General features: G+C 65.2%; 15 protein-coding genes. 12 read left to right on the forward strand and 3 right to left on the reverse strand.

The window, feature by feature from the left end:
• Positions 1-4: 4 nt before the first annotated feature.
• Genes ACIQYU_RS16210 through ACIQYU_RS16220 form a run of 3 tightly spaced genes read right to left on the reverse strand, consistent with a single transcriptional unit; the run spans position 5 to position 1,370 of the window.
• Positions 5-559, reverse strand: a complete 555-nt coding sequence (locus tag ACIQYU_RS16210; RefSeq protein ID WP_003257767.1) for a chemotaxis protein CheW — start codon at positions 557-559, stop codon at positions 5-7.
• A complete protein-coding gene (pilH, locus tag ACIQYU_RS16215; RefSeq protein WP_025340906.1) occupies positions 556-921 on the reverse strand; it encodes a twitching motility response regulator PilH in 366 nt (121 codons plus the stop codon). The genes ACIQYU_RS16210 and pilH overlap by 4 nt, the downstream gene beginning before the upstream one ends.
• Positions 922-968: 47 nt before the next feature.
• Positions 969-1,370, reverse strand: a complete 402-nt coding sequence (locus ACIQYU_RS16220; RefSeq protein ID WP_003257770.1) for a PleD family two-component system response regulator — start codon at positions 1,368-1,370, stop codon at positions 969-971.
• A 237-nt stretch (positions 1,371-1,607) separates the two neighbouring features.
• On the opposite strand from ACIQYU_RS16220, the gene gshB reads away from it, so the two are divergent.
• From gshB to phaZ, 12 genes are all read left to right on the forward strand, one after another.
• Complete coding sequence (gshB, locus tag ACIQYU_RS16225; protein ID WP_207828505.1) at positions 1,608-2,561, forward strand: glutathione synthase; 954 nt, start codon at positions 1,608-1,610, stop codon at positions 2,559-2,561.
• Positions 2,562-2,652: 91 nt separating this feature from the next.
• Positions 2,653-3,558: an energy transducer TonB gene (locus ACIQYU_RS16230; protein WP_207828502.1), complete on the forward strand. Its 906-nt coding sequence runs from the start codon at positions 2,653-2,655 to the stop codon at positions 3,556-3,558.
• A gap of 171 nt (positions 3,559-3,729) precedes the next feature.
• The gene (locus ACIQYU_RS16235; protein ID WP_207828494.1) at positions 3,730-4,299 is read left to right on the forward strand and encodes a YqgE/AlgH family protein; all 570 of its coding nucleotides are present in this window, start codon (positions 3,730-3,732) and stop codon (positions 4,297-4,299) included.
• Entirely contained in the window at positions 4,299-4,736 is a 438-nt protein-coding gene (ruvX, locus tag ACIQYU_RS16240) for a Holliday junction resolvase RuvX (protein ID WP_013974530.1), read from the forward strand. Before ACIQYU_RS16235 ends, ruvX begins: the two co-directional genes overlap by 1 nt.
• Before the next feature lie 49 nt (positions 4,737-4,785).
• Positions 4,786-5,304 (forward strand): bifunctional pyr operon transcriptional regulator/uracil phosphoribosyltransferase PyrR, encoded by a 519-nt coding sequence (gene pyrR, locus ACIQYU_RS16245; protein WP_063912001.1) that lies wholly within the window; start codon positions 4,786-4,788, stop codon positions 5,302-5,304.
• Between the two features lie 12 nt (positions 5,305-5,316).
• Entirely contained in the window at positions 5,317-6,321 is a 1,005-nt protein-coding gene (locus ACIQYU_RS16250) for an aspartate carbamoyltransferase catalytic subunit (RefSeq protein WP_046613439.1), read from the forward strand.
• Positions 6,318-7,589: a dihydroorotase gene (locus ACIQYU_RS16255; RefSeq protein WP_207828492.1), complete on the forward strand. Its 1,272-nt coding sequence runs from the start codon at positions 6,318-6,320 to the stop codon at positions 7,587-7,589. The genes ACIQYU_RS16250 and ACIQYU_RS16255 overlap by 4 nt, the downstream gene beginning before the upstream one ends.
• A 212-nt stretch (positions 7,590-7,801) precedes the next feature.
• A complete protein-coding gene (gene hslV, locus ACIQYU_RS16260) occupies positions 7,802-8,332 on the forward strand; it encodes an ATP-dependent protease subunit HslV (protein ID WP_207828483.1) in 531 nt (176 codons plus the stop codon).
• A gap of 76 nt (positions 8,333-8,408) precedes the next feature.
• Positions 8,409-9,752, forward strand: coding sequence for an ATP-dependent protease ATPase subunit HslU (hslU, locus tag ACIQYU_RS16265; protein WP_015272084.1), 1,344 nt, complete (start codon positions 8,409-8,411; stop codon positions 9,750-9,752).
• Positions 9,753-9,915: 163 nt separating this feature from the next.
• Positions 9,916-10,293 (forward strand): gamma-butyrobetaine hydroxylase-like domain-containing protein, encoded by a 378-nt coding sequence (locus ACIQYU_RS16270; protein WP_207828480.1) that lies wholly within the window; start codon positions 9,916-9,918, stop codon positions 10,291-10,293.
• A 269-nt stretch (positions 10,294-10,562) separates the two neighbouring features.
• Entirely contained in the window at positions 10,563-12,242 is a 1,680-nt protein-coding gene (phaC, locus tag ACIQYU_RS16275) for a class II poly(R)-hydroxyalkanoic acid synthase (RefSeq protein ID WP_087499673.1), read from the forward strand.
• Between the two features lie 61 nt (positions 12,243-12,303).
• A complete protein-coding gene (gene phaZ, locus ACIQYU_RS16280; RefSeq protein WP_085587802.1) occupies positions 12,304-13,155 on the forward strand; it encodes a poly(3-hydroxyalkanoate) depolymerase in 852 nt (283 codons plus the stop codon).
• The last annotated feature ends 43 nt before the right edge of the window (positions 13,156-13,198 follow it).

Here is a 13,198-nt window from a genome sequence, read left to right on the forward strand (position 1 = left end):
GGTCCTATAACGCCACATCGAGAAAGCCCGGCGCCTGGGCCAGGGCGAAGGGGCTGAAGATCGCCCAGTTGCGTTCACGCGGGAAGTGCCCCTGCACGAAAGGTGCAGCGGCACGGATCAGGGGCTGTGGTGGCGACAGCTGCAGGCTGTCCAGGGCAAAGTGCTGCAGGCCCAGCACCTCGTCCACCAGCAAGCCGACGAACAGGTCCTCGTGGTCCAGCACCAGCACCCGCCGCTGCTTGCCCGGGGCGGCGTGGCCCAGGCCGAAGAAACTGCTCAGGTCCATCACCGGCAGCAGCCGGCCACGCAGGTTGGCCACCCCGCACACCCACGGCTGCACGCCAGGGACGCGGCTGCTGCGCGGTTCGCGCAGCACCTCGGCCACCTCGCCCATGGGCGCGACGAACCATTGCCCGGCAATGCGAAAACCGATGCCGCTCCACTGTTGCAGGCGGTTGTCTTGCGGCGGCTGGTCAGCGACCAGCAGGCGGCAGCGCCGGTCGATGTCCAGCAACAACTCGAAGGCGGTCAGCGACGCGCCCTGCGGGCGGGTGGTCAAGCCCCCAGCACTTCTTTGAGCTTGGCGATCAGCGCGTCCTCTTCCACCGGCTTGGTCAGGAAGTCACGGGCGCCCTGGCGCGTGGCCCAGATGCGGTCGGTTTCCTGGTCCTTGGTGGTGACCACGATCACCGGGATGGCGCTGGTTTCCGGGTCCTTGCTGAGCTGGCGAGTGGCCTGGAAGCCGTTCATGCCAGGCATGACGATATCCATCAGCACCGCATCGGGCTTGTCCTGCCGGGCCAGGGCCACGCCATCGGCACCATTGTTGGCCTTGAGCACCTGGTAGCCGTGCTTTTCCAGCCACTCGGTCAATCGGTACATCTCTGTCGGCGAGTCGTCGACAATCAGAACTCGGGCCATGCTGGTTCCCCATCAGGAAAGAAAGACCGTGCCATGGCGGGGCGCGGTCAGGGTGCGTGTTGTTGGGCTGCGGCAAAACCGGGCACATGGGCGCGGATCGCATCGAGCAGCTCTTCCTTGCTGAACGGTTTGGTCAGGAACTGGTCGGAGCCGACCACCCGGCCACGGGCCTTGTCGAACAGGCCGTCGCGTGACGACAGCAGAATGACCGGGGTGTCCTTGAAGGCACTGTTGTGCTTGATCACCGCGCAGGTCTGGTAACCGTCCAGGCGCGGCATCAGCACATCGACGAAAATGATGCTGGGCTGGTGGTCGACGATCTTGGCCAGGGCATCGAAGCCATCGCTGGCGGTGATCACCTCGCAGCCCGCTTCACCGAGCAACATCTGCGCGGTGCGGCGGATCGTGCGCGAATCGTCGATCACCATCACCTTCAGGGGTTGTTCCATCTGTTGGGCTACCGTTTGCCGAAATTCCGGGGCCGTTGCGGGAGCGGCCTTGCGTCGCGAAAGGGCTGCGCAGCAGCCCCATGGGCCTGTCATTCAGCACTATGACTGGCATTTTTAGCACACTCCGGGTGGCCATTCCATCTGCCGCGCCCCTTGACCGGCAGCGTTCACAGCGCCACCCTGAGCCACTTTTCTTTCGATCCATCGCGGCCACGCGCCGCCAAGAGGAACCACCCCATGAGCGTTCGCCTCGGCATTGTCATGGACCCCATCGCGTCCATCTCCTACAAGAAGGACAGCTCGCTGGCCATGCTGCTGGCCGCCCAGGCTCGCGGCTGGAGCCTGTTCTACATGGAGCAGCGTGACTTGTACCTGGGCGCCGGCCAGGCCCGTGCGCAGATGCGCCCGCTGAAAGTGTTTGCCGACCCGGCCCGCTGGTTCGAGCTGGGCGACGAGCAGGACAGTGCGCTGGCCGACCTGGACGTGGTCCTGATGCGCAAGGACCCGCCCTTCGACATGGAGTTCGTCTACAGCACCTACCTGCTGGAGCAGGCCGAGCGCGAAGGCGTGCTGGTGGTCAACCGCCCGCAGAGCCTGCGCGATTGCAACGAAAAACTGTTTGCCACCCAGTTCCCGCAGTGCATGGCGCCGACCCTGGTCAGCCGCCGTGCCGATATCCTGCGAGAGTTCGCCACCACCCACGGCGACGTGATCCTCAAGCCGCTGGACGGCATGGGCGGTACCTCGGTGTTCCGCCACCGCCCGGGTGACCCCAACCTGTCGGTGATCCTCGAAACCCTGACCCAGCACGGCGGCCAGCAGATCATGGCACAGGCCTACCTGCCCGAGATCAAGGACGGCGACAAGCGCATCCTGATGATCGACGGCGAGCCGGTGGACTACTGCCTGGCGCGCATCCCGGCCAGCGGCGAGACACGTGGCAACCTGGCCGCCGGCGGCCGTGGCGAAGCACGCCCGCTGACCGACCGCGACCGCTGGATCGCCGCCCAGGTCGGCCCGACCCTGCGCGAGAAGGGGCTGCTGTTCGTGGGCCTGGACGTGATCGGCGACTACCTCACCGAAATCAACGTCACCAGCCCCACCTGCATCCGCGAGATCGATGCCGCCTACAACACCGATATCGGCGGCAAGCTGATGGATGCCATTGATCGCCAGCTGAAGGCGCGCTGACCGCCGACGCACGGCAACAACCCAGAGTGGGGTATGATGCGGGTCCTTTTTGCCTGGCCTGTTGCCCCGCCCTGCGGTTGCTGGATACCTGATGACGCTGCCCGCTGACATCCCCGCCGACCTGCTGCCCCCCCGAGTTCGCCCGGTGGACCGGCTCGGCTTTACCCTGTTCCTGGCTGCCCTGGTGCACCTGGCGCTGATCCTCGGCGTCGGTTTCAGCGTGGTCAAGCCTGCCGAAATCCGCCACACCATGGACATCACCCTGGCCACCTTCAAAAGCGAGAAACCGCCGCAGAAGGCCGATTTCCAGGCCCAGGACAACCAGCAGGGCAGCGGCACCCTGGACAAGAAAGCGGTGCCCAAGACCACCGAACTGGCGCCGTTCCAGGACAGCAAGATCAACAAGATCACCCCGCCACCTGCAGCCAGGCCCGAGGTTGTGCCGCCCCCTGCCCCGCAGAAGTCGGCGGTCGTGACCACGGCGCCCAAACCGCAGAAGGTCGAGCCCAAGCCCAAGGAAAGCAAGCCGCGGCCCAAGCCGGAAGCGCCGGCACCGGACTTCGACAGCTCGCAGCTGTCCAGCCAGATCGCCAGCCTGGAGGCGGAGCTGTCCAACGAGCAGCAGATGTATGCCAAGCGCCCGCGTATCCACCGGCTCAATGCCGCCTCGACCATGCGCGACAAGGGCGCCTGGTACAAGGAAGAATGGCGCAAGAAGGTCGAGCGGGTGGGTAACCTGAACTACCCCGACGAAGCGCGCCGGCAACAGATCTACGGCAACTTGCGCATGATGGTGTCGATCAACCGCGATGGCTCGCTGTACGAGGTGCTGGTACTGGAGTCGTCCGGGCAACCGGTGCTGGACCAGGCGGCGCAGCGCATCGTGCGGCTGGCGGCGCCGTTTGCACCGTTTACCGGGGACCTGGCCGAGTTTGACCGGTTGGAGATCATTCGCACCTGGCGCTTTGCCCGTGGGGACCGTCTGTCCAGTAACTGATTTGCGGCCTTGCGCGATCGCTGTGGGAGCGGGTTTACCCGCGAATGCGCCAGATCAGGCAATGATGCCGCCTGGTCGGACGCATTCGCGGGTAAACCCGCTCCCACAGCGATCGCGCAAGCCTCGTTGAGCACCTTGTCAGCCTCGCCACCTGGCGCCACACTATCCCCCATGAAAACCCACACGCCGAGCTACCTCAAGCATCAGTTCCTGATCGCCATGCCGCACATGGCCGATCCGAACTTCGCCCAGACCCTCACGTACATCGTCGAGCACAACGCCCATGGCGCCATGGGCCTGGTGGTCAACCGGCCGCAGGAGCTGAACCTGGCCGACATCCTCGAGCAGCTGCGCCCGGACGAAATGCCGCCGGCCAGCACCTTGCAGGTGCCGATCTACCTGGGTGGCCCGGTACAGACCGACCGAGGCTTCGTGCTGCACAGCAGCGAGTGCAGCTTCCAGGCCACCGTCGCACTGGAAGGGCTGTCGCTGACCACGTCGCAGGATATCCTGTTGGCCATCGCCGCCGGAGTCGGCCCGAAACAGAGCCTGATCACCCTGGGCTATGCCGGCTGGGAAGCGGGCCAACTGGAAGAGGAACTGGCCGACAACGCCTGGCTCAACTGCCCGTTCGATCCGGAAATCATCTTCGGCAAGGCCAGCGACCTGCGCCTGGAAGCCGCCGCCGCCAGCCTGGGGATCAACCTGAACCTGCTGACCAGCCAGGCGGGCCACGCCTGATGGCTGAACTGCACCCTGAACTACGTCTACTGCTGGGCTTCGACTACGGCAGCAAACAGATCGGCGTGGCCGTCGGCCAGGTGGTCACCGGCCAGGCCCGCGAGCTGTGCACCCTGAAGGCGCAGAACGGCGTGCCGGACTGGGCCCAGGTGGAAAAGCTGATTGCCGAATGGAAGCCCGATGCCATCGTCGTCGGCCTGCCGCTGAACATGGACGGCACCCCCAGCGAAATGAGCGCCCGCGCGGAAAAGTTCGCCCGCCGCCTGAACGGCCGCTTCAACCTGCCCGTGCACACCCACGACGAACGCCTGACCACCTTCGAGGCCAAGGGCGAGCGCATGGCCCGTGGCGGCCAGCGCGGCAGCTACCGCGACAACCCGGTCGATGCCATCGCCGCCGCCCTGTTGTTGCAAGGCTGGCTGGAGGCCAATACCTGATCATCTTTGCCGCCGGGCCCGCCCGGCGCACCCTTCCGAGGAGCCCGCAATGAGCCTACCCAATCCCGCCGAGCTGATCCGGCAGATGGCTGACGACCTTCGCGCCCACCTGGCCCGCCGGGCGATTACCGAGCCGCGTTACATCGGCATCCGCACCGGTGGTGTCTGGGTTGCCCAGGCCCTGCAGGAAGCCATGGGCGACACCAGCCCCATGGGCACTCTGGACGTCTCGTTCTATCGCGACGACTTCAGCCAGAACGGCCTGCACCCGCAAGTGCGTCCGTCCGAGCTGCCGTTCGAGGTCGAGGGCCAGCACCTGGTGCTGGTGGATGACGTGCTGATGAGTGGTCGCACGGTGCGCGCCGCGCTCAACGAACTGTTCGATTATGGCCGCCCGGCCAGCGTCACCCTGGTCTGCCTGTTGGACCTGGATGCCGGCGAACTGCCGATCCGCCCGAATGTGCTCGGCGCCACCCTGTCGCTGGCTGCCCATGAACGGGTAAAATTGACCGGACCCGCACCGCTCGCCCTCGAGCGCCAGGACCTCGCCTCCGCTTCCGCCCTTTAAGAGTCCCCCGCGATGACGCCAATCGACGCCAAGCGCCCGCTGCAGCTCAATGATCAGGGCCAGCTGCGCCACTTCCTCTCGCTCGACGGTTTGCCCCGCGAACTGCTCACCGAGATCCTCGACACCGCCGACTCCTTCCTCGAAGTCGGTGCCCGGGCCGTGAAAAAAGTCCCGTTGCTGCGCGGCAAGACCGTGTGCAACGTGTTCTTCGAGAACTCCACCCGTACCCGTACCACCTTCGAACTTGCCGCCCAGCGCCTGTCGGCCGACGTGATCAGCCTGAACGTGTCGACCTCCTCGACCAGCAAGGGCGAGACCCTGTTCGACACCTTGCGCAACCTCGAAGCCATGGCCGCCGACATGTTCGTGGTGCGCCACTCCGACTCCGGGGCCGCGCACTTCATCGCCGAGCACGTGTGCCCGGAAGTGGCCGTGATCAACGGCGGTGACGGCCGCCACGCGCACCCGACCCAGGGCATGCTCGACATGCTCACCATCCGCCGCCACAAGGGCAGCTTCGAGAACCTGTCGGTGGCCATCGTCGGCGACATCCTGCACTCGCGCGTGGCCCGCTCCGACATGCTGGCACTCAAAGCGCTGGGCTGCCCGGACATTCGTGTGGTCGGCCCGAAAACCCTGATCCCGATCGGCATCGAGCAATACGGTGTGAAGGTGTACACCGACCTCGCCGAAGGCCTTAAGGACGTCGACGTGGTGATCATGTTGCGCCTGCAGCGTGAGCGCATGGCCGGCGGCCTGCTGCCCAGTGAAGGCGAGTTCTACCGCCTGTTCGGCCTGACCACCGCGCGCCTGGCCGGGGCCAAGCCCGACGCCATCGTCATGCATCCGGGCCCGATCAACCGTGGCGTGGAAATCGAGTCGGCGGTGGCCGACGGCAAGCACTCGGTGATCCTCAACCAGGTCACCTACGGCATCGCCGTGCGCATGGCCGTGCTGTCCATGGCCATGAGCGGGCAGAACGCGCAACGTCAATTCGACCAGGAGAACGCCCAGTGACCATCAGTATTCTCGGCGCCCGGGTCATCGACCCCAACAGCGGCCTGGACCAGGTCACCGACCTGCACCTGGACGGCGGCCGCATTGCCGCCATCGGCGCAGCCCCGGCGGGGTTCAGCGCCAGCCGCACGATCCAGGCTGATGGCCTGGTCGCCGCGCCCGGCCTGGTCGACCTCGGTGTGTCCCTGCGCGAGCCGGGCTACAGCCGCAAAGGCAATATCGCCAGTGAAACCCGCGCCGCCGTCGCCGGCGGTGTCACCAGCCTGTGCTGCCCACCACAGACCAAGCCGGTGCTGGACACCTCGGCCGTGGCCGAGCTGATCCTTGACCGCGCCCGCGAGGCCGCCAACAGCAAGGTCTACCCGATCGGCGCCCTGACCAAGGGCCTGGAAGGCGAGCAGCTGGCCGAGCTGGTGGCCCTGCGCGACACCGGCTGCGTGGCCTTCGGCAATGGCCTGAAGGAAATCCCCAACAACCGTACCCTGGCCCGCGCCCTGGAATACGCCGCCACCTTCGACCTGACCGTGGTGTTCCACTCCCAGGACCGCGACCTGGCCCACGGCGGCCTGGCCCACGAAGGTGCCATGGCCAGCTTCCTCGGCCTGCCGGGCATCCCGGAAACCGCCGAGACCGTGGCCCTGGCGCGCAACCTGCTGCTGGTGGAACAGACCGGCGTGCGCGCGCACTTCACCCAGATCACCAGTGCCCGTGGCGCGCGGCTGATCGAGCAGGCCCAGCAGCTTGGCCTGCCGGTGACCGCCGACGTGGCGCTGTACCAGCTGATTCTCACCGACGAATCGCTGCGTGAATTCTCCAGCCTGTACCACGTGCAACCACCGCTGCGTACCACCGCCGACCGTGACGGCCTGCGTGCGGCAGTGAAGTCGGGGGTGATCCAGGCGATTTCCAGCCACCACCAGCCGCACGAGCGCGACGCCAAGCTGGCCCCGTTCGGCGCCACCGAGCCGGGCATCAGCAGCGTCGAACTGCTGCTGCCGCTGGCCATGACCCTGGTGCAGGACGGCCTGCTCGACCTGCCAACCCTGCTGGCCCGCCTGAGCAGCGGCCCGGCGGCGGCCCTGCGCCTGCCGGCCGGTGAGCTGAAAGTGGGGGGCGCGGCCGACCTGGTGCTGTTCGACCCGCAAGCCTCGACCGTGGCCGGCGAGCAATGGTTCTCGCGCGGCGAGAACTGCCCGTTCATCGGCCACTGCCTGCCGGGTGCGGTGCGTTATACCTTGGTCGATGGGCACGTCTGCCACGAGGCCTGAGTAAAGTTCTTCGCGGGCACGCCCGCTCCCACAGGATCACCACTATTCCAAGGCATGTGGTAATCCTGTGGGAGCGGGCGTGCCCGCGAATGCCCTTGCACGGTGTCCCCTGCCAAGCGCGACCATTCATCCCCCACGGTTGAAATCCTTCCCCCCACCCCCATATGAGTCTGCATCAGGCACTTTCGCCCCGCTGCGTGGAGACTCTCCCCTTGACCACCATCGTTTCTGTCCGCCGTAACGGCAAAGTCGTCATGGGCGGCGACGGCCAGGTATCCCTCGGCAACACCGTGATGAAAGGCAACGCCAAGAAGGTGCGCCGCCTGTACCACGGCCAGGTCATCGCGGGCTTCGCCGGCGCCACCGCCGATGCGTTCACCCTGTTCGAGCGCTTTGAAGGCCAGCTTGAAAAACACCAGGGCCACCTGGTCCGTGCCGCCGTCGAGCTGGCCAAGGAATGGCGTACCGACCGTTCCCTGAGCCGCCTGGAAGCCATGCTGGCCGTAGCCAACAAGGACGCCTCCCTGATCATCACCGGCAACGGCGACGTGGTCGAACCCGAAGACGGCCTGATCGCCATGGGCTCCGGCGGCGCCTACGCCCAGGCTGCAGCCCGCGCCCTGCTGGACAAGACCGACCTCTCGGCCCGTGAAATCGCCGAGACCGCCCTGAACATCGCCGGCGACATCTGCGTGTTCACCAACCACAACCTGACCATCGAGGAGCAGGACCTGGCCGACTGATCAGTGGTTCTGGCGTCCCATCCCGGTGATGGGACTTTTCCACGCTGATTCATTCCGCCCGAGGACCATTTTCATCATGTCCATGACCCCCCGCGAGATCGTCCACGAACTCAACCGCCACATCATCGGCCAGGACGACGCCAAGCGCGCCGTGGCCATTGCCCTGCGCAACCGCTGGCGGCGCATGCAGCTCCCTGCCGAGCTGCGTGCCGAAGTGACACCGAAGAACATCCTGATGATCGGCCCTACCGGCGTCGGCAAGACCGAAATCGCCCGCCGCCTGGCCAAGCTGGCCAATGCGCCGTTCCTCAAGGTCGAAGCCACCAAGTTCACCGAAGTGGGCTACGTGGGCCGCGACGTCGAGTCGATCATCCGCGACCTGGCCGATGCCGCGCTGAAGATGCTGCGTGAGCAGGAAATCATCCGCGTGCGCCACCGCGCCGAAGATGCCGCCGAAGACCGCATCCTCGACGCCCTGCTGCCGCAGGCGCGGGTAAGCAGCTTCGCCGAGGAAGCCGCGCAGACCAGCACCGACTCCAACACCCGCCAGCTGTTCCGCAAGCGCCTGCGCGAAGGCCAGCTGGACGACAAGGAAATCGAGATCGAAGTGGCCGATGCCGTGGGCGTGGAAATTGCCGCGCCGCCCGGCATGGAAGAAATGACCAACCAGCTGCAGAGCCTGTTCGCCAACATGGGCAAAGGCAAGCGCAAGGCGCGCAAGCTGAAGGTGAAAGAAGCGCTGAAGATGGTTCGCGATGAAGAAGCGAGCCGCCTGGTCAACGAGGAAGAACTCAAGGCCAAGGCCCTGGAAGCGGTCGAGCAGCACGGCATCGTGTTCATCGACGAAATCGACAAGGTTGCCAAGCGTGGCAATGTTGGTGGCGCCGACGTATCCCGTGAAGGCGTGCAGCGCGACCTGCTGCCGCTGATCGAAGGCTGCACCGTCAACACCAAGCTGGGCATGGTCAAGACCGACCACATCCTGTTCATTGCCTCGGGTGCGTTCCACCTGAGCAAGCCGAGCGACCTGGTGCCCGAGCTGCAAGGCCGCCTGCCGATCCGCGTGGAGCTCAAGGCCCTGACCCCGGAAGACTTCGAGCGCATCCTGCAGGAGCCACACGCGTCGCTGACCGAGCAGTACCAGGCCCTGCTGAAAACCGAAGGCCTGAACATCGAGTTCCTCGCCGACGGCATCAAGCGCCTGGCCGAAATTGCCTACCAGGTCAACGAGAAGACCGAGAACATCGGTGCCCGCCGCCTGCACACCCTGCTCGAGCGGTTGCTCGAAGAGGTGTCGTTCAGCGCTGGCGACCTGGCCAGCACCCATGACGAAGCGCCGATCCAGATCGACGCGGCGTATGTGAACAGCCACCTGGGTGAGCTGGCGCAGAACGAAGACCTGTCGCGTTACATCCTGTAAAAACGGCGTCGACTGCTTCGCGGGCACGCCCGCTCCCACAGGATCACCACAGACCCAAAGCATGTGGTGATCCTGTGGGAGCGGGCGTGCCCGCGAAGAGGCCCTTGAATCCCTCCATCATAAGCTGGAAGCTTGCTTCATCAGCTCCCGAGAGATTCCGCCCATGGCCCGCCTGCCCACCGCCATCAACCTGCACAAAGCCTCGAAAACCCTCAGCCTCACCTACGCCCCCGGCGAGGTCTACCACCTGCCCGCCGAATTCCTGCGCGTGCATTCCCCCTCCGCCGAGGTCCAGGGCCACGGCAACCCCATCCTGCAGTTCGGCAAGATCAACGTCGGCCTCATCGGCCTGGAACCTGCCGGCCAATATGCACTGAAACTGACCTTCGACGACGGCCATGACAGCGGTCTGTTCACCTGGGAATACCTCGAACAGCTGTGCCTGCGCCAGGAACAGCTGTGGGCCGAGTACCTCGACGAACTGCACAAGGCCGGAAAGTCCCGCGACCCCGCCGAGTCGGTGGTCAAACTCATGCTCTAGCGCAAGGCCTGCCGGGTTTAGAGCGCATTTTCTAAAATCATCTGTTTGAATGACTTACAGACAGCCCAGTGACGGGCTGTCTTGCGCATTACATGAAAGTCGGGTAACCAATGGGGGGTGGCAAGTTCCCTGCATCAAATGGCAGGTAGTCAGAACCCTCGCAGCACCGCTGTTCCTTATCACTGGTAACCCGAGTAGCAGTACCGGGCTCAGCACTGTGCACCCGCCACAGCAACCGGTACTCGTCTCAGGACAACGGAGCGTCGTAGATGAGTAACAAGAACAACGATGAGCTGCAGCGGCAGGCCTCGGAAAACACCCTGGGGCTGAACCCGGTCATCGGTATCCGTCGCAAGGACCTGTTGAGCTCGGCACGCACCGTGCTGCGCCAGGCCGTGCGCCAACCGCTGCACAGCGCCAAGCATGTGGCCCACTTTGGCCTGGAACTGAAGAACGTACTGCTGGGCAAGTCCAGCCTTGCCCCGGAAAGCGACGACCGTCGCTTCAATGACCCGGCCTGGAGCAACAACCCGCTTTACCGCCGCTACCTGCAAACCTACCTGGCCTGGCGCAAGGAGCTGCAGGACTGGATCGGCAGCAGCGACCTGTCACCCCAGGACATCAGCCGCGGCCAGTTCGTCATCAACCTGATGACCGAGGCCATGGCACCGACCAACACCCTGTCCAACCCGGCAGCGGTCAAACGCTTCTTCGAAACCGGCGGCAAGAGCCTGCTCGATGGCCTGTCCAACCTGGCCAAGGACCTGGTCAACAACGGCGGCATGCCGAGCCAGGTGAACATGGACGCCTTCGAGGTGGGCAAGAACCTGGGCACCAGCGAAGGTGCCGTGGTGTACCGCAACGATGTGCTGGAGCTGATCCAGTACAGCCCCATCACCGAGCAGGTGCATGCCCGCCCGCTGCTGGTGGTGCCACCGCAGATCAACAAGTTCTACGTATTCGACCTGAGCCCGGAAAAGAGCCTGGCGCGCTACTGCCTGCGCTCGCAGCAGCAGACCTTCATCATCAGCTGGCGCAACCCGACCAAGGCCCAGCGCGAATGGGGCCTGTCCACCTACATCGATGCACTCAAGGAAGCAGTCGACGCGGTGCTGGCGATTACCGGCAGCAAAGACCTGAACATGCTCGGTGCCTGCTCCGGCGGCATCACCTGCACGGCGTTGGTGGGCCACTATGCCGCCCTTGGCGAGAACAAGGTCCATGCCCTGACCCTGCTGGTCAGCGTGCTGGACACCACCATGGACAACCAGGTCGCGCTGTTCGTCGACGAGCAGACCCTGGAGGCCGCCAAGCGTCACTCGTACCAGGCTGGCGTGCTCGAAGGCAGCGAGATGGCCAAGGTGTTCGCCTGGATGCGCCCCAACGACCTGATCTGGAATTACTGGGTCAACAACTACCTGCTCGGCAACGAGCCGCCGGTATTCGACATCCTGTTCTGGAACAACGACACCACGCGTCTGCCGGCCGCCTTCCACGGCGACCTCATCGAAATGTTCAAGAGCAACCCGCTGACCCGCCCGGACGCCCTGGAAGTGTGCGGTACGCCGATCGACCTGAAAAAAGTGCAGTGCGACATCTTCAGCGTAGCGGGCACCGCCGACCACATCACCCCGTGGCAGTCGTGCTATCGCTCGGCACACCTGTTCGGCGGCAAGATCGAGTTCGTGCTGTCCAACAGCGGCCATATCCAGAGCATCCTCAACCCACCGGGCAACCCCAAGGCACGCTTCATGACCGGTGCCGATCGCCCGGGTGACCCGGTGGCCTGGCAGGAAAACGCCACCAAGCATGCAGACTCCTGGTGGCTGCACTGGCAAAGCTGGCTGGGCGAGCGTGCCGGCGAGCTGAAAAAGGCGCCGACCCGCCTGGGCAACCGAGCCTATGCCGCCGGCGAAGCCGCCCCGGGCACCTACGTTCACGAGCGTTGAGCTGCAGCGCCGTGGCCCCTGCGGGGTGCCACGGTGTTCCTTTCACCCAAGAGTCACGTGCATGCCGCAACCCTATATCTTCAGGACCGTCGAGCTGGACAACCAGTCCATTCGCACCGCCGTCCGCCCGGGCAAACCGCACCTGACGCCGCTGCTGATCTTCAACGGCATCGGCGCGAACCTGGAGCTGGTGTTTCCGTTCATCGAAGCACTGGACCCGGACCTGGAAGTCATTGCCTTCGACGTGCCCGGGGTCGGCGGCTCGTCCACGCCGCGCCACCCGTACCGCTTCCCCGGGCTGGCCAAGCTGACAGCACGCATGCTCGATTACCTCGACTATGGCCAGGTCAATGTCATCGGCGTGTCCTGGGGCGGCGCCCTGGCCCAGCAGTTCGCCCACGATTACCCCGAGCGCTGCAAGAAGCTGGTGCTGGCCGCCACTGCCGCCGGTGCGGTGATGGTGCCGGGCAAGCCCAAGGTGCTGTGGATGATGGCCAGCCCACGGCGCTACGTACAGCCGTCGCATGTCATCCGCATTGCGCCGACGATCTATGGCGGCGGCTTCCGGCGTGACCCGGAGCTGGCCATGCAGCATGCCGCCAAGGTGCGCTCCGGCGGCAAGATGGGCTACTACTGGCAGCTGTTCGCCGGGCTTGGCTGGACCAGCATCCACTGGCTGCACAAGATCCAGCAGCCAACCCTGGTGCTGGCCGGCGACGACGACCCGCTGATCCCACTGATCAACATGCGCCTGCTGGCCTGGCGAATTCCCAATGCCCAGCTACACATTATCGACGACGGCCATCTGTTCCTGATCACCCGGGCCGAGGCCGTCGCCCCGATCATCATGAAGTTCCTTCAACAAGAACGACAGCGCGCCGTCATGCACCCTCGCCCGGCTTCGGGAGTGTGAGGGCGATTTGGGGCCCTGTGGGAGCGGGTTCACCCGCGAAGAA

Source organism: Pseudomonas sp. NPDC096925 (assembly GCF_044762545.1).
Lineage (GTDB): Bacteria > Pseudomonadota > Gammaproteobacteria > Pseudomonadales > Pseudomonadaceae > Aquipseudomonas.